General features: G+C 57.5%; 18 protein-coding genes. 6 read left to right on the forward strand and 12 right to left on the reverse strand.

Annotated elements, in window-relative coordinates; all coding sequences use genetic code 11:
* The first annotated feature begins 383 nt into the window (after positions 1-383).
* On the forward strand, positions 384-989 hold the full coding sequence (gene gstA / locus O3A94_14800; GenBank protein ID MDA1357521.1) for a glutathione transferase GstA: 606 nt from the start codon (positions 384-386) through the stop codon (positions 987-989).
* A gap of 53 nt (positions 990-1,042) precedes the next feature.
* Here gstA and O3A94_14805 read toward each other — a convergent pair whose 3' ends face one another.
* The 6 genes from O3A94_14805 to O3A94_14830 all read right to left on the reverse strand — a co-directional run bounded on the left by O3A94_14805 (position 1,043) and on the right by O3A94_14830 (position 7,973).
* On the reverse strand, positions 1,043-2,119 hold the full coding sequence (locus O3A94_14805; protein MDA1357522.1) for an ABC transporter ATP-binding protein: 1,077 nt from the start codon (positions 2,117-2,119) through the stop codon (positions 1,043-1,045).
* Positions 2,116-3,114, reverse strand: coding sequence for an ABC transporter ATP-binding protein (locus O3A94_14810; protein MDA1357523.1), 999 nt, complete (start codon positions 3,112-3,114; stop codon positions 2,116-2,118). The genes O3A94_14805 and O3A94_14810 overlap by 4 nt, the downstream gene beginning before the upstream one ends.
* Positions 3,114-3,983, reverse strand: a complete 870-nt coding sequence (locus O3A94_14815; GenBank protein ID MDA1357524.1) for an ABC transporter permease — start codon at positions 3,981-3,983, stop codon at positions 3,114-3,116. The genes O3A94_14810 and O3A94_14815 overlap by 1 nt, the downstream gene beginning before the upstream one ends.
* A 3-nt stretch (positions 3,984-3,986) precedes the next feature.
* On the reverse strand, positions 3,987-4,928 hold the full coding sequence (locus O3A94_14820) for an ABC transporter permease (GenBank protein ID MDA1357525.1): 942 nt from the start codon (positions 4,926-4,928) through the stop codon (positions 3,987-3,989).
* 127 nt (positions 4,929-5,055) lie between these two features.
* Positions 5,056-6,624: an ABC transporter substrate-binding protein gene (locus tag O3A94_14825; GenBank protein ID MDA1357526.1), complete on the reverse strand. Its 1,569-nt coding sequence runs from the start codon at positions 6,622-6,624 to the stop codon at positions 5,056-5,058.
* Positions 6,625-6,680: 56 nt separating this feature from the next.
* Complete coding sequence (locus O3A94_14830) at positions 6,681-7,973, reverse strand: C69 family dipeptidase (GenBank protein ID MDA1357527.1); 1,293 nt, start codon at positions 7,971-7,973, stop codon at positions 6,681-6,683.
* A 117-nt stretch (positions 7,974-8,090) separates the two neighbouring features.
* Here O3A94_14830 and O3A94_14835 point away from each other — a divergent pair, with 117 nt between their 5' ends.
* Together O3A94_14835 and O3A94_14840 are read left to right on the forward strand one after the other, a co-directional pair.
* Positions 8,091-9,173: a serine hydrolase gene (locus O3A94_14835; protein ID MDA1357528.1), complete on the forward strand. Its 1,083-nt coding sequence runs from the start codon at positions 8,091-8,093 to the stop codon at positions 9,171-9,173.
* A gap of 164 nt (positions 9,174-9,337) precedes the next feature.
* A complete protein-coding gene (locus O3A94_14840; GenBank protein ID MDA1357529.1) occupies positions 9,338-9,682 on the forward strand; it encodes a hypothetical protein in 345 nt (114 codons plus the stop codon).
* Between the two features lie 115 nt (positions 9,683-9,797).
* On the opposite strand, the gene O3A94_14845 is transcribed toward O3A94_14840, so the two are convergent.
* The gene (locus O3A94_14845; GenBank protein ID MDA1357530.1) at positions 9,798-10,970 is read right to left on the reverse strand and encodes an NAD(P)/FAD-dependent oxidoreductase; all 1,173 of its coding nucleotides are present in this window, start codon (positions 10,968-10,970) and stop codon (positions 9,798-9,800) included.
* A gap of 175 nt (positions 10,971-11,145) precedes the next feature.
* Complete coding sequence (locus tag O3A94_14850) at positions 11,146-13,656, reverse strand: mechanosensitive ion channel (protein MDA1357531.1); 2,511 nt, start codon at positions 13,654-13,656, stop codon at positions 11,146-11,148.
* Between the two features lie 237 nt (positions 13,657-13,893).
* Here O3A94_14850 and O3A94_14855 point away from each other — a divergent pair, with 237 nt between their 5' ends.
* The gene (locus O3A94_14855) at positions 13,894-14,517 is read left to right on the forward strand and encodes a sigma-70 family RNA polymerase sigma factor (protein ID MDA1357532.1); all 624 of its coding nucleotides are present in this window, start codon (positions 13,894-13,896) and stop codon (positions 14,515-14,517) included.
* Positions 14,518-14,555: 38 nt separating this feature from the next.
* The gene (locus tag O3A94_14860) at positions 14,556-14,819 is read left to right on the forward strand and encodes a zf-HC2 domain-containing protein (protein MDA1357533.1); all 264 of its coding nucleotides are present in this window, start codon (positions 14,556-14,558) and stop codon (positions 14,817-14,819) included.
* A 135-nt stretch (positions 14,820-14,954) separates the two neighbouring features.
* Here O3A94_14860 and O3A94_14865 read toward each other — a convergent pair whose 3' ends face one another.
* From O3A94_14865 to O3A94_14880, 4 genes are all read right to left on the reverse strand, one after another.
* Entirely contained in the window at positions 14,955-15,791 is an 837-nt protein-coding gene (locus tag O3A94_14865) for an IclR family transcriptional regulator (GenBank protein ID MDA1357534.1), read from the reverse strand.
* Between the two features lie 21 nt (positions 15,792-15,812).
* Positions 15,813-16,655, reverse strand: coding sequence for a carbon-nitrogen hydrolase family protein (locus O3A94_14870; GenBank protein ID MDA1357535.1), 843 nt, complete (start codon positions 16,653-16,655; stop codon positions 15,813-15,815).
* A gap of 69 nt (positions 16,656-16,724) precedes the next feature.
* Complete coding sequence (locus O3A94_14875; GenBank protein MDA1357536.1) at positions 16,725-17,486, reverse strand: enoyl-CoA hydratase/isomerase family protein; 762 nt, start codon at positions 17,484-17,486, stop codon at positions 16,725-16,727.
* Positions 17,483-18,802 carry a phenylacetate--CoA ligase family protein gene (locus O3A94_14880; GenBank protein ID MDA1357537.1) on the reverse strand — a complete coding sequence of 440 codons (1,320 nt, stop codon included), beginning with the start codon at positions 18,800-18,802 and terminating at the stop codon, positions 17,483-17,485. The genes O3A94_14875 and O3A94_14880 overlap by 4 nt, the downstream gene beginning before the upstream one ends.
* 168 nt (positions 18,803-18,970) lie before the next feature.
* Between O3A94_14880 and O3A94_14885 the strand changes: the two genes are divergently transcribed.
* Positions 18,971-21,043, forward strand: coding sequence for a hydantoinase/oxoprolinase family protein (locus O3A94_14885; GenBank protein ID MDA1357538.1), 2,073 nt, complete (start codon positions 18,971-18,973; stop codon positions 21,041-21,043).
* The last annotated feature ends 35 nt before the right edge of the window (positions 21,044-21,078 follow it).

Genomic DNA, 21,078 nt, shown 5'->3' on the forward strand with positions numbered 1-21,078 from the left:
GGAAACCCGGCCGCTACCGCTCGCCCCGCTCAAATCCGGTGGCCGTCATGAATAATCCGGGTTAGTATATTCGTAATGAAGTAATCGACGCTAACATAATTTCAAGCGTAACCAACTTAAATTCAATCTGCATGATTGGCCCGCGCGATCGCAGTGAGAATCTGAGCCGCGAATACAGCGCCTTACGTCGCGAGACGGTGGTGATAGCCGGGTGACGATGCCCCAAAAAGCCATCACAAGAACGTTCCTTTCCGGAGCGGCCAAACCAAGCTAGATTTCGCCACCTAATTACTGCGATCCCCAAGATGGTGCGGGTGGCGGGCGTGCCTAGAGACTCGCTCTGCCGAATCGGCCATCAATCCTCATACCCTCAGGAGATATCAATGAAGCTCTACTACACACCTGGCGCGTGCTCTATGTCACCACACATCGTCGCGCGCGAACTCGGCATAGATATCGAGCTCGAAAAGGTTGATCTCGGCACCAAAAAAACCGCGTCCGGCGCTGATTTTCTCAGCATCAATCCAAAAGGTTATGTGCCGGTTTTACAGCTCGACGACGGTTCCGTGATCACTGAGGGGCCAGCTATCGTGCAGTATCTGGCGGATCAAAAGCCCAGCTCTACCCTCGCCCCGGCGAATGGGACGGTTGAGCGTTCCCGCCTGCAGGCGCTGCTTGGCTACATCAATTCAGAACTGCACAAATCATACAGCCCGCTGTTCAATTCGGCGACGCCAGCGGAAACCCGCACAGAACGTGAAGAATACTTGAACAAGCGCTACGGCTATATCGAGAATGAGCTGCAGGGAAAATCGTTCCTCACAGGCAACGAATTCACTGTGGCTGACGCTTATCTGTACACAGTGACCACTTGGGCGGGCCACGTGAAAGTCGACCTGTCTGGATTTCCTAATTTGAATGCGTTTCAAAAACGAGTCGCTGACCGTCCGGCCGTGAAAGCGGTAGCCGCTGCGGAAAGCCAAGGCTGATACCACTAACTATCGTGGCTATGCGCACGCAGGAGAGCCAGGTCGGAGGCGATCTAACGCCATGCCGACTTGGCCTCTTCAGCAAAATGGCAGGCGCTCGCGTGATCACCGCCGACTGAAGTGAGCTCCGGCTCGGTGCTGCGGCAGATATCCTGGGCCATTGGGCAGCGCGGATGAAAGCGGCAGCCGCTCGGCACGTTGATCGGGCTGGGCACATCGCCTTCGAGGACGGCTTCACGTTGGCGGCGTTTGGCAATCAGGCGCGGCACGGATTTCATCAGGCCCTGAGTATAGGGATGCGAGGGGCTGGAGAAGATCGCTTCGGCGCCTCCGATCTCTACGATCTTGCCGAGATACATCACCGCGAGACGCTTTGACATATGGCGCACCACCGAAAGCTCATGCGCGATAAACAGCATCGTCAGCCCGAGCTCATCGCTCAGGTCTTTTAGAAGATTGAGGATTTGCGCTTGAATTGACACATCAAGCGCAGCCACGGGCTCATCCAACACGATAAAACTCGGGCGCACCGCAAGCGCGCGGGCCAAGCCGACGCGCTGGCGTTGGCCACCACTCAACGTGCTCGGATAGCGCTCGGCCATGGCGCCGGAGAGGCCGACCAGGTCCAGCAGCTTAGAAATCTCGGCCGCTAATTCGGTTCGCGGGCATATATTGTGAAATCTGAGCACTTCGCCGATCGTCTGCCCCACCGTCATGCGCGGATTGAGCGAGGAATACGGGTCTTGGAAGACCATTTGCATTTCGCTCCGAAGCGCACGTAGGTCCTGGCGCCGGAGGCTCGCCAGATCGCGGCCAAGAAAATCAATACGCCCGGCGCTCGGGCGGTAGAGGCGTAATAATGCCCTTCCCAGTGTGGTCTTGCCGCAGCCGCTCTCGCCGACCAGGCCGAGAGTCTCGAAGCGCTGCACTTCAAAACTCACCTTATCAACCGCGCGCAGCCGTTGCCGCGCCACGCCCTGGAACAATTGGGCGAGCGAACGGGTGACATTGAAATCGACCGCCAAATCTTCGACCGTCAGCACGATCTCCTGGTTTTGCCTCGCGCCCGTGTCTTGCCCGGCGCCAATGTCTTGCCTTGCGCCTGTTGCCGCGACTTTTTCTGGGGTCATGCAGGGCCCCGTGATATGCGTTCGGGATATAGGCAGGCGGTATGATGGCCAGGCGCGACCTCGCGCAGCGCTATCGCCGTCTCGGCGCAATCGGGCGAGGCATAGGTACAACGTGGCGCAAACGGACAGCCGGCGGCAAGGTTCACCAAATCTGGCGGCTGGCCGGGAATCGGCACCAGCCGATCCGCCGTTCCGGCCATATCCGGAATCGAATTCATCAGCCCCACCGTGTAGGGGTGCATCGGCGCATCGAACAATGCCTTAGTGCTGGCGCTTTCCATGATCCGCCCGGCATACATCACCGCGACCTGATCACAGGTCTCCGCCACCACCGCCAAATCGTGGCTGACCAGCAGCATCGCCATATGGGTGCGTTCCTGGAGTTCAATGAGCAGCGCCAATATCTGATCCTGAATGGTGACATCGAGCGCTGTGGTCGGCTCGTCGGCGAGCAACAATTGCGGCTCGCCAGCCATCGCCATGGCGATCACCGCGCGCTGCAACATGCCGCCCGACCATTGATGCGGAAATTCCGAGAAGCGTACTTCGGGGCTTGGGATGCCGACCCGGCGCAGTAATTCGATGCCTTGTTCGCGCGCCGCCGCCTTGCGGACGCCGTAATGCACGCGCAGGCCCTCGGTAATCTGGTCGCCGATGCGGCGCACCGGATTGAGACTGGTCATCGGGTTTTGAAAAACCATCTTGACTCGCGTGCCGCGGATTCGGCGCATCTCCGCCTCACTGAGGCTTAGCAGATCGATACCGTCAAACAGCACCTCACCGGCGGTGATGCGCCCCGGCGGTGAGGGGATCAGGCGCAAAATGGCGCGGCACAGCACCGACTTGCCGCTGCCAGATTCGCCGACAATGCCGAGTGTCTCACCGGCACGCACACTTATGTATATATCGGCGTTGGCCTGAATGGTGCCATGGTCGAGGCTGAATTCAGTGACCAATCCGCGCACGTCCAAGATCGCATCACTGTTTTCCACCATCACAAGATCGCCTGATGGCGTTGGCCGAGACGATGGGCCAGGCCGTCACCGATGAGGCTCAACGCCGTGCCGGCAATCACAATGGCAACACCCGGCAGTGTACATATCCACCAATTCTCGAATATAAAGTCGCGCCCCTCGGCAACCATCGAGCCCCATTCAGGCTCAGGCGGCTGAATGCCGAGACCGAGAAAACTGAGACCCGAAAGCAGCAGAATATTGAGCACAAAATCTGCCATCGAAAAGACCACCGACGAGCCGATGATATTGGGTAACGCATGGCGGAAAATGATGCGCGACGTGGGATAGCCCAGCGTCTTTGCCGCCAACATATAGTCTTTGCTGCGCTCGACCAACATCTCGGCCCGCGCCAAGCGGGCATACATCGTCCAGGCCACCAAGAAAACCGCGATATAGATGCTGTGCACGCCAGGCCCTAAGATGGCGATGACAACGATGATCAGCACCAAAAAGGGGAAGGCGATGGCGGTATCCAGCAAGCGCATCAACACGGCGTCCAGCACGCCACCGAAATAACCCGCCAGCGCGCCGATCGCGACGCCATAGATCATTGGCACGAAGGTGATGATAAAGCCGACCATCATGTCGATACGGATGCCGTAAACCACGCGGCTGAAGAGGTCGCGGCCGAGCTGATCGGTGCCGAACAGATGGCTGCCGCTCGGCGGTAAAAGCAGCTGATCGTAATCCTGGTAGTAGGGATCGTAGGGCGCCACCACCGGCGCGAAGATTCCAGCGAGGACGATAACCAAAAGCATCGCCGAGCCGATCTTCAGAGTGATCGACCAGCGCCCGATCTCGCGCCAAAGGGCGCCAGGTGTCGCGGCGAGTATCGCTTGCGCCGGCATCGCCTATTTTCTCAACACGCGGCGGTCGACCAGCATATAGCTGATATCGGCCATCAGATTGACCAGCATCACAAACAGCGCAAACACCACCGTCAGGCCCTGGATCACCGGGTAATCACGAAAGCCGACCGAGCGCACCAGTAGTGAACCCATCCCCGGTATCGAGAAAACATATTCGACAATCACCGCCCCGCTCAGCAGCCATCCGACATTGATCGAAAGCACGGTAATGGCCGGAATCAGCGCGTTGCGCAAAACATGCTTGAACATGATTCGGCGTGGGCTGAGGCCCTTGGAGCGCGCCACCTCGATATAGTCCTCGCCCATCACGTCGAGCATCGCCGCGCGCAGCGAGGCCACGAGAATGGGCGAGAGAAATAGCGCGATCGTCAAACTCGGCAGAAAGAGGTGCCACAAATGGCCGAAGAAACCCTCGCCATAGCCGCCGATCGGAAACCACCCCAGGCCGAGGCCGAACAGCAGGATCAGCAACAGCGCGAGCCAGAACGGCGGCATCGACATGCCGACCATGCCGCCGAGGCGAATGATGTGATCGGCCGGCCGGTTGTGTTTCATCGCCGCAATCATGGCGAGCGGCAGCGCCACCACCACCGCGAGAACGGCGCCATAGACGATCACAAATAAAGTTTTCTCGATGCGCTCGCCGACGATCACCGAAACCGGTTGGCGTTGAATGATCGACGTGCCGAGATCGCCCTGAAGCGCGTTGACGATGAAACTGATGAAGCGCGTGACGACCGGACGGTCGAGGCCGAATTCTTCATGTAGGGCGGCCAACATGGTCTCGTTGGCGCGTCCACCCAGCATCAGCATGATCGGATCGCCGGGCACCAATTCCATCGCCAAGAACGCGATCAACACGACCAGAAACAGCACCGGCACCATTTGCACCAGCCGAGAGAGAATATAGGCAAAAAATTGCATCAGCCCAGCCGCGATATATTCAAAAACAAATCCCCTACCGTCCCGCCGGAAATCCGGTGGGCGGTAGGGGAGTCGGTTTGGCGGAACAAAGAATCCGTCTGATTCTTATCCGCTTTCGCTGGCGGTTCTAGCGATCAAGCCAAACGTCTTTCAGCCACCACGGACCGGTCACCGAATTATGGAAACCGATCACATCTTTGCGGTAGGCGTTGACGAAGGGCTTGAAATTGAGCGGCACGCTATAGCCATCCCAATAGACCTGCTGCTGCACCTTGCAATAGAGGTCTTGGCGCTCCGCCGGGTCGTTAGATTTCCGCGCCGCGGTCAGCCATTCCGTCACCTGTGTGTTGTTATAGTTCGAGAAGAAACCGCCGAAGACCGTATTGTCGGCCTGGATGGAAGCGAGGAAATCCTGATCGTTGGTGTCGCTGGTGATGTAAGACACCATGGCGAAGAACTTGCCTTCTTCCAGCAAGCCAAAGGCCGTGCCGACATCGAATTCGACGATCTCGACCTTAAGACCAGCCTGTTGCCAACCCTGCTGCAGAATCTGCGCCGCTTGCCGCGCCACGGAATCGCCGGACGGAGCAATCAGCTCAATGGTCGTGCCGTCATACCCGGAACCCGCTACCAAGGCCTTCGCCTTTTCCGGGTCATACGTGATCTTCTCAATGCTGTCGCAGTGATAATTGATCACCGGCATATAGGAATTGGGAACCTCGCCATAGCCGAAGAACACCACCTTTAGAATCGCTTCGCGGTTGGCGGCGTAGTTGAGCGCCATGCGAATGTCTTCGTTGTCGAGCGGCGGCGCGGCATGGTTGAGATAGACATAATCGAGACGAAACGCCGGCGCGACCTCAAGGGTCAGTTCCGGGTCTGCTTCAATAGATTTCGCCTGATTGAGCGGCACGACATTGACGACGTCGTAATCGCCGCTTTTCAAGCCGAGAATGCGCGCATTGCTCTCCGGTACATAGAGCATCTCCACTTTGTCGAGATGCGGTTGTGCGTCCCAATAATGTTCGTTCGGCACCAATACCAACTTGCTGCCGCGCTCAAAACTTTCCACTTTGAACGGCCCGGCGCAAACCGGGCGAACGCCAAAATCTTCGGGGCTGGCTTCGAAGGTCGCCTTGTGAACGATATTGGCCGCGAACAAGGAAAGCGTGGACAGGAGCGGTGTAAAAGGCTGCTCCAGAGTGATCTTGAGCGTCTTCGCATCGACCGCTTCGCGCGTCATCGCGGGGAATACGAAGCCGAGATATCCTTCTGGGTCAGTGGCCTTATCCAGGGAAAACTGGACGTCATCCATGGTCACCGATTCGCCATTGCTGAATTTGGCGTCGCGCAAATGCAGGGTGTAGATCAAGCCGTCATCGGAGATGTCCCAGGATTCGGCGAGCGCCGGGCGCAGGCCATAGCCCGAAGCATCCGGCTCGAGGAGGGAATCGCAGACCTGCTCGATGGCCCAGATCGAGCCATTGTCGGAAATGGTGAAACCGGTCATCGAGAGCGGCTCCTCCGGGCGGGCGAAAACCAGAGTGCCGCCTCTTTTTACTTCAGCCGCCTTGGCGCTATCCAACGCCGCCGAACCGCCGAGCAATCCGGCTGCCAACAATGCGCCGGCGGTGATGGCGGCAGTCAAACCCGCGGCTCTACGCCCAAGCCTCTTTTTAACCTCAGTACGTCTCATGTTGTTTCCTCCAGTTGTTGATTTATCTTCATTGATTCTTGGGCAAAAAAATTTCGTCAAATTGGAAACGAAGCTTCCCGGTTAAACCTGTCCCACATGGCCCGGTAGGCCGTGTTTTGCAGGAAGTAATTACGCTTCTCGAGGCGCTCGATCCAAGCGCTCGTCGCTTGTTCGGCGCGCTGCCAGCAATCCTTGGCAAACTCCGCTTGCACGGCCGCGCTGGCTTTTTTCACGCCCGGGCCATCGGCGAAAAACTGACTCTCCAGGGCGTCGAAATCGGCCCGGATTTCGGGCTTCAACATATGATAATCGGCCATGGCGCGACGGTGCAGGCGCTCGTGCTGCCACCACAGCGCACCCTCAGTATAGGTTCCGAGCGGCGCTGGGCCGACATCCGGCGTTGGCATGCCGAAAAACAGCGGCTTGAAAATCGACAAATCGGTACAAGATGTGCCGGTCATCCACACCAGAATGCCATCGGCGCTGCTGTCGGTGACCATGGCACCGGTGGCCTGCCACCAGCGGTCTTCTTCCGGCGCGGCGTGCATACAGACCTTGTCCGGCACGCCCGGATAACAGACATCGTAATTTTCTTCGTCATCGCCGACATGACGCAGGATCGCCGCCATATCGGCCACCGTGATCGCGCCCTGGCGCGCTTTCAGGCGCGAGAAGGCAGCGCTTTCGCGCGCGACAGCGCCAGCGGATCGCTCCAGCTCTTCGTCGGCGAATTGAGCCCGAAAATTCGGCTTGGCACCATTCTCCATTGTCAGCGACGAGGAATCCCAATCATCGCTGATCTGATAGCGGTTGGAGATCGCCATCACGTCGTCTACCTGGCGCGCGGCCCAATGGCGCCCGGCACAATTGACCACATATGCTTCGCTGGCATCGGCGACGAGCAACCCCGAATCAAACGCGTAATTGCCCATCATCTGACAATTTCCGCCCTGGCCGAAGGTCTCGACATGATGGGCGATGACCTCGACGCCTTCCTTCGCGCTAGTGGCGCGCTCGACCGTCAGGCGCAGCAGGTCGAGGCAGCAGGCACCATCACGCTCGTTCTTTTGGTTGCTGAACGCGGCCTCGTTGCCGACCGCGACGCCATGCTCGTTGGCGCCCAGCTCAGCGCCCCACGCCCAAAAGGATTTGCCGAGGATAATTTCATGCGTCCGCCGCGCCTGGGGAATATTGAGATGGCCGATACGTACCATCGCGCCTTCGCCATAGTCGCGGCCCGGCATGCGAACCACATGCTCGGCTTCATTGATTTCCGTATCGGCACTTTTCGCCAGCAATACCGAGCCATCGACCGTGCTGTTGCCGAGGGCGACAAATGAATCGCACATAATTTACTCCCCATTACCCGATTTCTTGGCGCTATTCGGGCATATTTTTATCCAGTATGTTCATTCGCGGGCAATTTACCAAGCGCAACATTGCGCGGACCGAAAGGATGCGGCCGGATGAGCGACATCGAATCACGGCTACAAGCGATTCTCGACGCTTATGTGGCGAAAGGAATTACCGGCGTCAGCGCTGCGGTGCGCGTTCCCGGCCGGGCAGTTGATATACTACTCGCCAGCGGCTTCGCTGATCGGTCTAGCCAGACAACGATGACACCAGGCCATAGCTTCCGCATCGGCAGTTGTACCAAGACATTCGTCGCTGCCGCCTTGCATCAGTTGGTGCAGGAAGGGAAGGTCGATCTCGATGAGCCGGTCACCCGCTGGTTCCCGGATTTGCCGCGCGCCGGTGAATTGCCGGTGCGTATTCTGCTCAATCACCGCAGCGGCCTGCCGGAATTCGAAAACCATATGCCGATGATCTCGGACAAGGAATGGACGCCGCAGGAAATTGTCGATTTTGCTTTCGCGTCCACCCCCCAGCGCGATCCGTGGGGCGAGATGGAATATAACAATACCGGCTACATCCTGGCCGGAATGATCCTCTCCATAGAGGCAGGCGGCGAGACCCTGTCGCAGCAATTGCGCAAACGCCTGTTCACCCCGCTAGGCCTCGATGACACCTATTGCGGCACAGACGAGGCGTATCCGGAAGGCAAGCTGGCGCGCGCCTATATGCATGCTGAAAAACAATCCGGTCAGTGGGACGTGGCCGGCGCGGGCGATCCGATAGACGGCGTGTGGGACGCGACTGATTGGTTCCCGCTATCGGGTGCCGGCGCCGCCGGCGATATGGTCTCAACCGCCCGAGACCTCACCCATTGGATGGCTTGCCTCTTTACCGGCAAGGTGCTCGATCAAACGGCGTTCGACCAGATGGCCAACAATCTCCAACCGGCGAGCTTTCCCGGCAGCCGCCTTATTCAAAACGGCCACGGCATTCTGGTGTCCGAAACCGACGGCCTGATCGTGAAGGGCCATCTCGGACAAATCCCCGGCCATGCCACCGCTATGGGCCACCATGAGGAAAGCGGAATCACTGCCGCCTTGATCCAAAATTCGGCCGCGGGCGATTTTAACTCTTTTTACCTGACCGGAATTCACCAGCCTTTCGCCGATCTTTTCCGCGCCGCAGCCGAGTAGCCGGAGAAAATGTTGATAGCAGCCTAACTGGACATTTCAAGTAAGGCCGATCAATGTCGGCGTCATAATTTTTAAACACGGTATTCACAGTTGAAGCCGGGCGCAGTACGACAAATTATGTCGAGCAATTTCACCGGTCCCCAGCGTGAAGGAGAACAACCATAATGCCGCCAAATGAAAATCCGTTGAAGCTCAACAACCTTCAACTCAGAACATTGGCCCTGGCGCAATTACTCGCTCAGGACCCAAAAATTGCGCGTCCAGACTCGGCGACGGGCGGCGTTACCCTATTGGAGATCCCCTTTGCCCATGGCGACCACCTTCATATTGGCCAATTTACAGTCTCGACAAAAGAGGCGAGTGGTCTAAAAAATCGGTCGGTATGGACGGCACTGATGCGGAAGGGCTTAGCGCGCATCGACGGGCCAGTTCACATTGCTTTGACTGCCGAGGGCATGTCCTATCACACAAAATTTGGCGACCGCTTTCTAGCCTCGTCCGACCATTAGGCCTGGCGCAAGTTTTGACCTGGTCACCGTATTTTGAATATCGTCAGTTCAAACCAAAAGCTTGATGGCCTTTGCCTGGAACGCCTAACCGTGCGGCATCGAAGGGCGACAGTGGTTAAACGACTTCGCCGCACGCGTGGCCGGATGCCCAGGCCCATTGAAAATTAAAGCCACCAAGATGGCCGGTGACATCGACGGTTTCACCGATGAAATAGAGACCGGGAACGGACCGGGCCTCCATTGTTTTCGACGATAGGTCGCGTGTATCGACGCCGCCGACGGTTACTTCAGCCGTCCGCATGCCTTCCGAGCCATCGGGCGTGACTGACCACGCATTAACGTGATCGGCAAGACGGCGTAACGACTTGTCACCAATTTCCGACAATCTGCCGTCGCACGCTGTTCGCTCGGCGATCATTTGCGCAACTCTCTTCGGCAGCATCTGCGAGAGCGCCGTGCTCGCCTCTTTTCGGGGCTCGCTGGCCCGGGCCGCTTTAAGATACGCGAACACATCTTTGCCGGGTGCCAAGTCAATGATGATGGCGTCGCCTTTGCGCCAGTATGAAGATATTTGAAGAATTACCGGCCCGCTGAGACCGCGATGCGTAAACAGCAACGCCTCGATGAACTTCACTTTACCCAAGGTGACACACGCATCCAGCGACACACCGGCCAATGCAGTCAAGCTTTGCGATAGGTCGGGCGCGAAGGTCAACGGCACGAGACCGGGGCGCGGTTCGATGACCTTGAGGCCGAATTGTCGGGCCACGTCATAGCCAAAACCGCTCGACCCCATTTTCGGAATCGATGGTCCGCCGGTCGCGATGACCAGCGCTTCCCCCCCGAATTCTCCCCGCCCCGTTTGCAGCCGAAACCCATCTTCACCCTTGGCAATTTTCGAGACGTGAGTTGCTGTCTGAACGGTGACCCCTTGCGCTGCGCAAAGCAGCATGTCGGTGACCTGCTGGGCCGACCCATCACAAAAAAGCTGGCCATGGTTGCGCTCATGCCAGGCGATGCCGTGGCTGTTTACAAGGGCAATAAAGTCATCAGGCGGGTAACGCGTCAGGGCCGAAACGCAGAAACGTGGGTTGTTCGACAGAAAATTGTCCGGCGTTGTGTGCAAGTTGGTGAAGTTCGCTCGCCCGCCACCCGATATGCGAATTTTTTGGCCAATTTTTTCTGCGTGATCGAGCAGAAGCACCCGGCGGCCGCGCTTGTTGGCTTCAACCGCGCACATCAAGCCGGCGGCGCCTGCGCCAACGATTATGACGTCAAATTTTTCCATGGACGAGGTTTAGCCGAATATTGTGTTGAAAAACCAGGCGTTGTGATTTGCACCGTCTCATTCACTTGCCAAGTTTCACTTGCCAAGTTTCACTTGCCAAGTCGTTTACATAAACTTCAGCTCATGGGTCTATGGCTGCGCTACCAAGATAAAGAATGCGCCAGCGCATGGCCCCTTATCGCGTGTCTGACGGCGCCGGTAATAACCCGTTCGGCTCCGTGGCGATCGCCGCCGCCGCGCGCTCTTTGATCGCGGTGGCCGCCTCGTCCGTCGCACCTTTGGGAACGTCTATCGTTACACGGCGGTGAGCGAACTCGATTCCAGCCTCCTGGAAAGCCTTCTGAACCCGTGTATAAACCTCGCGGCGTATGACGAATTGTTCGCCCGGCTTGGCCATGAATTTGGCACGAACGATCATTGCGGAATCTTCCATGCGAAGGACACCTTGCGATTTGAGCGGCTGAAGCAAGTTCGGACCCATCTCCTCGTCGGCCTCGATCTCTGCGCCGATCACCTTGAAGATCTTCTTGATCCGAGCAATGTCGGCATCATACGTCACGCGAAACTCGAGTTTCATGATCACCCAATCGCGGCTGTGATTGGTGAGATGCTTGATTTCACCATACGGCACTGTATGGAGCGCGCCGCGATGATGGCGAAGTCGCATGGATCGGACCGATATCCCTTCAACCGTACCCTTCACGAAGCCGAGTTCGACGTATTCGCCGACCCGAAATGCATCGTCCCACAGGAAAAATATGCCGGAGACGATGTCGCGCACCAGGGTCTGGGCGCCGAAGCCGACCGCGATACCGACGATCCCGGCGCCTGCGATCAGCGGCCCGATATTTACGCCGAGCGAAGACAGGCCGATCATCACCGCCATCACAATGATCACCCCCAGCAGCGTTGAGCGGATCAATGGAAGAAGCGTCGAGATTCGCGAAGTTGCTGACGCACCGCCACCTTCACCGCTCATATCCATGGGCATAGTGCCGCCACCGTCGAGAATGAGCTTCCGGTCGATGGCTATTTTGATGGCTTGCCACATCACGTATGCGATTAAACTCGTGATGCCGACGGTCGCGATGCCACCAATCACCCCGGCAGACACACCACTTTGCGCCATCGCGAACAGCGGCACGTTCCAAAGCCCGGCCATCACCATGGCCGCCATCACGATGAGCACCGAACGCATCGCGCGCCGGATCACCGGTTCGTAGTTGGGAAGAACTATTTCGCCTTCAGCCCGAAGATGACGGGTCCGCCCGCCAAATGCTTCACCGAAGCCTTTACAAACGCCGGAATCCATCACGGGCAGAAGTGCAATGACGATCAGGCTGCCTACGCCAGCGGTCAGCATGCTCTGGCCAGTGAGGTTCGATTGTAACACTGCGGCCACATAGACGATTGCCAAATAGGCCGTCGCGATCAGATGCCAAGTCATGCCCATAAAGCTGCGCAACGACCCTCGCTGCGCATCTCCCTGGATCAGGGCCGCGATCGGTTGGCGGGAGCGCCACACTACGCCGATCAAGAGGAGGATAAACACGCCGCTCACAATGAATCCCAAGAGTTGCATGGCGGCAAGATTTGTAGTGGAACCACTAACAACGCCTCGCGTCGTGAAGCCGACCACGAGGACGACCGTGGCCGCCATCACCCACCCATAGAGCGCGCGCGCATCGTGTGTCGAGATGTCGAACAGACGCAACGATGGTGCCCGCGGCGCTAACACAAAACGGTGCATGACCGCGGCGAGTCGGATCAGCACGATCGCCTTGAGATATGCGAGGATGGTGGTCCGCGTCGGCTCGTGACCCTGCTCCACCATCAAGAAAATTCCATAAACCGAAGCGAAGAAGACAAAAACTGAAAGCATGTCGAGAGCAATTCTCAGCATCAGAAAACCGAGCTTCAAGAGCAGCCGCTCGGGATCGGCTGCGCGAACCCGATTCCAGACCCCGCGGGTCGCCCAGCGAAACGCATACTCCACCAAAAGCCCGCCTGCGACCAAGGCGAGAAATATAGCCACAAGAATACTAAGATAACCGGCTTCCCGATCCGCCTCGATATTGTCGACGGCATCCTCGAATGTGGCGATCATCGCTGGGCCGGCCGAAAACATCTCGCCGAGCATTAGTCGTATGCGTTGATCGTCGAGTTCCATAGTGGCTTCGGGCGCCTCCTGGCCGTCCAGATCAACAATCTGAGCGAGCACCATCCGCCGAACCTCGGTATCGTCCATTCGAGCAAGAAAATCGCGTTGCTCACCCGATGTCATCTGCTCGAAAGGAACAATTGGTGGGCTTTCGGCTGCAGGAGAGTCGTCCGACAAGAACAGGCCTACTGCCCCCTGCGCACCCGCCGGTCCCCCGAAGCTGATACACACAATAGCCAGGACGGCGAGTGATATCGCGGCCGTAACAAATCGCTCAAAGCCGCAGAACGCAAACCCGCCAAACGCAATCCCGATGGAAGGTGTGCCGTTCTTACGTACAATCTGCTGAGACAGGGACGCACCACGCTTTCGGTCCCAGCCAAGATTGGGGTGACTGTCGAGTGGAACCGAGGCGAGGTTCGCCCGCGCGGCATTTGTTTCCAATTGACCCACTTTAGGCGACAGATCGTTCGCCGCGCTCAATGTTGTCGGCGCGATCCGCCGGACAAGGTCTAGATCGTTCATCGTGTTTGTTCCTATCGATTTTCGCTGGAAAGACGCGCGGGTCCATACGAAATTTGGCAGCGGCCATACCCGCCGTCATGAACCTACCTTATCCCCTCGACGCATCGTTTCGTATCAATTGAGATGCTCGCGCGACGACAATGGTTACAATATTCAGTTGGCGGGGTTCAGTTGGCGGGTCGCTTTTCGCAACAGCGCCTTGAGGTTTGATCGCGATTGGGCGTGCAGACGAATAAAATGCAGACACGCACACGCAGTGAAACCGGAAGTGATCGGAGGCCCGATCACGACGTGATATCCAACCTCAAGAAGGGCGACGGGCCTTCCACGGATTCGTTCGTCCGGGAGAATATTGCTTGGATGCTGGCAAGCGCCCACCGAATCGTTGGGGATCGGTACCTTGCCGAAGATTGCGTTCAAGCTGCATTTATGAACGTCTTCGGGAAATTGGACGATTTCAAAGGCCAATCAAGCCTGCGTACTTGGATGCACCGGATTGTGGTCAATCAAGCGCTGATGTCTTTGCGGTCACGAAAACGACTGCAAGAAAGGTCGCTCGACGATCTTCTGCCGGCGTTTGAGGCCGGCGGTTGTCGATTGGAGGACCCGTGGACGACGTTGGAAACGCCGGAATCTTTGCTGGTTCAGTCCCGTACCGCAGAGTATGTGCTCTCGGCAATCCAGCGAATGCCGGATATTTATCGCATCGTTTTGCTGCTCCGTGACATCGAAGAAATGAGCACATCGGAAGTCGCCGTAATGCTCGAACTCAGTGAAAGCAATGTGAAGGTGAGATTGCACCGCGCGCGGTCAGGATTAAAAAAATTGCTGGAACCCCTTCTGAGAGGGCAAGAACTATGACTGTTTCGCGACCAACCCTGCGCAGGCGAGTGCACGGCATGATGTTCAAGCTACCGCTGATGATTACGTGCAGTGAGTTCGAATCTTTCATTCTGGCCTATCTGGAAGGCGACTTGGCACCTCGACAGAAGTCGGTGTTTGAGTTTCACCTCAAGATATGTCGCGAATGTCGGGATTACCTGACGGCTTACCGTGCCTCCCTTGAACTGGCGAAAGACACCCTCGGGGTGGACCGTAATTATCTCGAAGACCACGTCCCAGAGGACTTGATTAAAGCCATCCTGGCAGCGCGGCGAGCGTAGCCCGAGCGGTCGCTAATATTTAACGTGAAAGTCCGTTGGCGCGGCAGTGCCAGACCAATCAGAATGCAATGTCCGTTGTGCACCCGTAAGTGGTCGTCATCAAAGCCCGGACATTCTCCGTTTCACCGGATGCGCTTATTCGTGGCTATATCCGAGGTCGACGGAAATCCTGTCGGTAACCGCCAAAAGCGCATCCGTCGCCTGTCTATTTCGTTTGGTGATGACGCCGGCCGAGTCAAAGAGCGCGATCACAGCAGCAAGCTGACTTTGCGAGTCGAGCACAGGCGCAGCAATGGCCTCGATCTGCGACAATCCAGGCATGGATCTCGACATGGTGTATGCATAGCCCTTGTCGCGCACATCTGTGATCAGTTCTTCGATTTCATGTCTGTGCGAGCTTTTGCCGTTCGCGGGGGTTTGGGCGAGTTCCTTGGTTAGGTACGGCCGAGACATTGACCTCGGCAAATGGGTCAAAAATACCCGCCCCGACGATGTCGCAAGCAACGGAATGAAGGAGCCGACGCCCACTGATATGACGATGTGATGGCTGCATTTTTGCCAGCGGATAATCATCGGGCCACGCTCGGTCCAAATCGAAAGGATTGCGTGCATATCGGTTTTTTGGACCAGCTCGCGCAGGCCGTTTGACGCCAGCTCTATCGCGTCCAGCCTATTGAGCGCCGACAAGCCGATGCGGAGGGACGCACTGCCGAGGTCATAATGGCCGGTTTCGATGTCTTGGCGGACCATGCTTGTGCGAACGAAGCTGGCCAAGTAGCGATGCACATTGCTCGGCGGGAGGCCGACACTGCCGGCGATCTCCTTCAACGACAGCGGCACCATCGAATCACTGAGAGTTTCGAGAATTCCGATGCCGATCTCGACAGACTGAATGCCCTTGCGGTCCGACGAAGCCGCGGCGCGACCCGGTAGTGTGCGTTCCTTGCGCCGCTGGATGACGCGATTAACCACGGGTTCCGCCTTTATCCGTCTCTACGATCCGGTGCTAGAGATGTCTTCGCTGGCGCGGCACAGAGGCGCGTAGAGATCGGGGCGGCGGTCGCGAAAAAACGGCTTCTTCTGGCGCGTTTCGAAAAGCAGGGATCGGTTTAGCGTCGCATTGATAATTTCGTCCTGTTGTTCGCCCGCTTCGGACAGGACTTCGCCTTCAGGGTCGATGATCATGCTGATGCCACCAAACTGCCAGCCGTTCTCGGGGCCGACCTTATTGCAAGGCGCGAAATAGACCGCGTTTTCCCATGCGCGGGTGATCATCATTTCCCGCCACGGGCCAACCTTGGGCGCGGCGAACGGAACGACAATCAGCTCGGCGCCATTGACCGCCGAACAACGCGCATGCTCTGGAAAAAACGTATCGTAGCAAATGACGATTCCGACTTTCCACTCGCCGACCTGAAAGACGCTGAAACGGGAACCAAAGCGAAAATATATTCGCTCCAGGCTCAGGTAGAGCCCCGGCATCACCTTGCGATATTTGCCTATTATCTCGCCGTCCGGGTCTATGACGAAAGCAGTGTCGTAATAGATGCCGGCGCTCTCTTCTTCAAACAGCGTTGCGATCAGATAGATTTTGCGCTCGCGTGCCTTTTTGCGCATGCGGTAGCCCGACTGTGGCTCGGCAAATTTGAAATTCTCTTGATCGCGTGTGGTGAACGCATAGGGGTGATTAAAAAACTCCGGTATAACCACCAAATTGGATTGATGACTATCAACCGCCTGATCGATGTAAGCGCAGGCTTTCTCGACATTCGCGTCGCGATCCGGGCCACTGTTCATTTGGACCAGAGATAGTCGCATTTCATTGCCAATGGTCATGCTGCAATATTCCTTCTAGCTGGAGTGAATTTCTCGGGAATGGTGAGAATCAGATTCTTGGTTGCCATATCATTTCTCGAACCCGGCAATGCGCTCTGTTGTTTCGGGATCTAAAAATGCCCGCACGGTCGCTTCCGTTTCGAGCGCCTGCGCGGTATCAACGTCGCTGAACGCGGCCTTATTCATCACGCGTTTCAGATCGATGACGGATCGCTGTGGCAGCGCGGCAATTCTCGCGGCAACAGCCCGCGCCTCGTCGAGCAGCCGATCGTCGGCGACAACGCGCCACGCCAGGCCAGCTTCCAACAACTCATGCGCCGTGTATTTATCGCCCAGTAGGATCATCTCCTTTGCCCGCGTCAGACCGACAATGCGCGGCAAAATCGCGGTAACACCCCCGGTCACGAAGGCGCCCCAATACATCTCCGGAAAGAAGCCTTTCGCGCTCTCTGCCCAGATCGGCAGGTCGCAATTTATCGCCCACTCGAAACCACCGCCGACCGCCCACCCGTTGATCGCACCAACGACAAACTTATCGCCGGCAAAAATCCCATGGGTGACGCGCTGAATTTCCTCGATCGACTGTTGCGCCTCCTCAGCTGTGGCTGGATGGCGCCGCTCTTTCAGATCGTCGCCTGCGCAAAAGGCGCGGCCGGCGCCGGTGAAGATGATGACGCGGGTTTCCGGATCGGCATTCGCCTCGGCAAATCGATCAGCCAGAGTCGAAACAAGCTCAACGTTCATGGCGTTTAACCGGTCGGGGCGATTGAGTGTGATGGTGCGAATACCTTGGTCTAAGTTGCTCAGCACTGTTTCGCTCAAATCTCTCACTCCTCCATATTTCGAATGACGCGCTTGGTCTTGCCGGCGGTACGCGGCAGGTTGTACGCGGGCAATATTTCAATCGACGCGGACACACCCAACGCCTTCTTGATCTCAGCGGCGAGCCGCTCAGCCAGGCTCAGGTCCACGGCGTCACGAGCAAGTTCGACCTCGAGCGGTAGCGTGTGATACGGACCGGGACCTGAAAGCATGATGCGATATTCACCCGAGAGTTCGGCGAATTCCCCCACCACTGCGGCGACCATTGTCGGAAACACATTGATGCCGCGCACTACCACCATGTCGTCGACGCGGCCGATGACTCGAAATCGGGTCGCCGTGCGCCGACAGGCGCAGGGTCCAGTGCCGGTGAGAGTCACAATGTCACCTGTGCGAAAGCGAACGAGCGGCTGAGCTTGTTTGGCGAGATGGGTGAGCACAAGCTCCCCGCTCGATCCTTCTTTCCATGCGAGCCGCGTGCCGTCCTCGGGTCGGATGAGCTCCGGATAAATTACGTCCGCCGCCAGGAAATGCAGATCGTTGTTGTGATCGCACTGACTGGAAAAATTGCACAAAACATCGGTAACGCCATAGTTCGCATTTCGAACCTTGAAGCCCCAAATATCTTCAAGTCGCTGCCGAAACGGGAGGTTGTCGAGCCCGGCTTCACCACCAAACAACCCAAGTTTTAGGCCCAAATCACGTGGAGCCAAGCGCGGGAAACAATCTGCGATGACGCGCTCTATGACCGCCGGATAGGAAGGGGTGCAGGAAATCGCGGTGATACCGAGTTGGCGTATTGTGTCGACCAGCCGTTCCGTGGATCCCACGCCGAAGGGAACGACGGTCGCGCCGGTGCGCTCCAATATGGCATGATCTGTATATCCTCCCATCCAGAGCTGATAATTGAGACAGTGAATTACACGATCACCTGGGCCAAGGCCGGCCGCCCGGGGTGACCTCGCGCCGACCTCCGCGGTCAATACCGCGTCAAGTTCGCTGAGCGCCAAATTCATCGCCTGGCCGGTCGTGCCTCCCGTACGATGCGCCCGGATAATCTGATCGGAAGACGCCGCCAGGTATCGGCCAAAAGGCGGATGCTCGGCCTGGTCGGCCCTCAACATTTCCTTGTCGGTAAGCGGCAACCGCCGAAGACCATCGATGCTTACCGGAAGTGTCGTTCTCCCCCAAAGTTCAGCGTAGAAATCCGACTGCGTCTGAACGTAGGAAAGTTGCTGCTCAAGGCGCTCGTGCTGAAGGCGCGCGATTTCCGACACAGCCAAGAACTCAGCGTCCTGCACGGCTTGAGGAACGTCACGCAGCACGGAAATTCGATCCCTCTTTGTTTGCGCTTCCCTGCCGATTGCAGGTTGAAATCGGTCGCACGCCTACCGGGCGACGTTTATCATTGATCAACGTTTGTTATAATGTATAATTTTTGAAATACCAACTCGCATAAAAATTTGGAAATTCTCCGGCAGGATTTGGACTGAATGTACCTGATTGGCGTAGACGTTGGAGGTACCTTTACGGACTTGGTGTGTACGGACACCGAGAGCGGCCGAACACTGGTTCACAAAGTGCCGACTACGGCTGAGGACCCATCCATCGGCGTGATCGATGGTCTCAGGGATCTATGTGCGCGCAACGAGATCGATCCGGCCGCCATCGACCATGTGTTTCACGGCACCACCGTCGCAACCAATGCGGTCCTGGAATATGACGGCGCGCGCACCGGCATGATCACCACCGAGGGCTTCCGCGACATTCTTCACATCGGCCGGCATTGGCGCCCGGAAAACTATTCGATACAGCTTGAAATTCCGTGGCAGGATCGGCCGTTGGTGCGACGACAGCATCGGCTAACGGTGCGTGAGCGGTTGGTGCCGCCGAGCGGCGAAATACTTTATCCACTCGACGAGGAGGGCGTGCGGCGTGCGGCCCGTGCGCTGAAAAAGGACGGGGTTAAATCTGTCGCCGTTTGCTTCCTGTTTTCGTATCTAAATCCGAGTCACGAAGATCGCGCCAAGCAGATTCTACTCGAAGAAATTCCAGACTGCTTTGTGACCACATCGTCGGAGGTCGCGCCGCAGTTTCGCGAGTTCGAGCGCTTCACGACGGCGGCGCTCAATGCCTTCGTCGGACCCAAAGTCCGCAACTATGTTTCGAACATAAGTGACGGTCTCGAAAATGTGGGAATAGGTGCGGACTTACATATCATGGCTTCGCATGGCGGCGTCGTGACCGCTGCCACCGTCGCCGAGAAACCGGTCATGTCGCTGTTGTCCGGTCCCGCGGCAGGCGTTCTTGGCGGCGCCTGGGCCGGCGCGAATTCGAGCCGCGATCGGCTGATCACCTTCGACGTCGGCGGTACGAGCGCCGACATTGGCATTGTCGTCGATGGCCGGTATGGCCAGGCGATGTCGCGCGATACCTGGATCGGCGGCCAACCGGTGTTGGTCTCTATGATCGACATCAACACAATCGGCGCCGGCGGCGGCAGTATCGCGTATGTCGATGAAGGCGGCGCATTTCAAGTCGGCCCGCAGAGCGCCGGCTCCCAACCCGGACCTGCCGCGTACGGAAACGGTGGAGATCAACCAACCGTGACCGACGCAAATCTGGTACTCGGCCGGCTCGACAAGGACAATTTCCTGGGGGGCGCGATGGCGCTCGACGAACCGGCGTCGTATGCAGTTATCGACAAACTCGCACAGTCTCTTGGCATCGAAGCGCGCGAGGCCGCTGAAGGCGTTTTGACGATCGTTAACAGCAACATGGCCAACGCTATTCGTGCCCGCACCATTCAGCGCGGCCTTGATCCTCGGGAGTTCTCGATTGTCGCGTTTGGCGGCGCCGGCCCGCTGCACGGCGCCGAGGTGGCGGCAATGCTCGAAATACCCGAGGTTATCATTCCACCACATCCCGGCATTACATCAGCCACCGGGCTGCTCACCACCGATCTAAAGTACGAGCAGTTTAAGACCGAGTTTCAGGTCCAGGGCACGACCGATCTAGACAGACTGCGTGGAGATTTTGAACATTTAGAGCATACGCTCATTCAACAATACGCGCGGGAAGGCCTGGCGCGCGACCAAGTACGTATCGCCCGGTCGGGGGATTTACGCTATGTCGGGCAGGGTTATGAATTGCGGGCAGAGATTGCCGATGGTCCTCTCGATGCGCAGGCGCTTGACGAGGTCTGGCAGGCGTTTCACCAACTGCATAAATCGGAGTACGGCCACCATTTCCCGGACAGCCTGATCGAGATCGTCAATATCCGCGTAACGGGCATCGGCGAAGTACCGAGCATTGGTCTGCCGTCGCCGGAGTTCGGTGAGTCGCTCGACACGGCACGCGTTAAGTCGGGCACTTGTCTCTTCCGCGTCGATCACAAGCTGCAAACATTCGAGACGGCCCATTATAGGCGCTCCGCCCTCCCCGCCGATGTCGCGATATCGGGGCCGGCGGTGATCTTGCAACGGGATACAACCATCGTTGTGCCGCCCGGGTGGTCGGCGTCGGCAGAGCGTAGCGGAAATATAATCATCAGAAACAAGGGCTGATCGATGTCGAGCGATGGAACCTCACCAGGACCCGT

This window comes from Pseudomonadota bacterium (assembly GCA_027624955.1).
Classification (GTDB): domain Bacteria; phylum Pseudomonadota; class Alphaproteobacteria; order UBA828; family UBA828; genus PTKB01.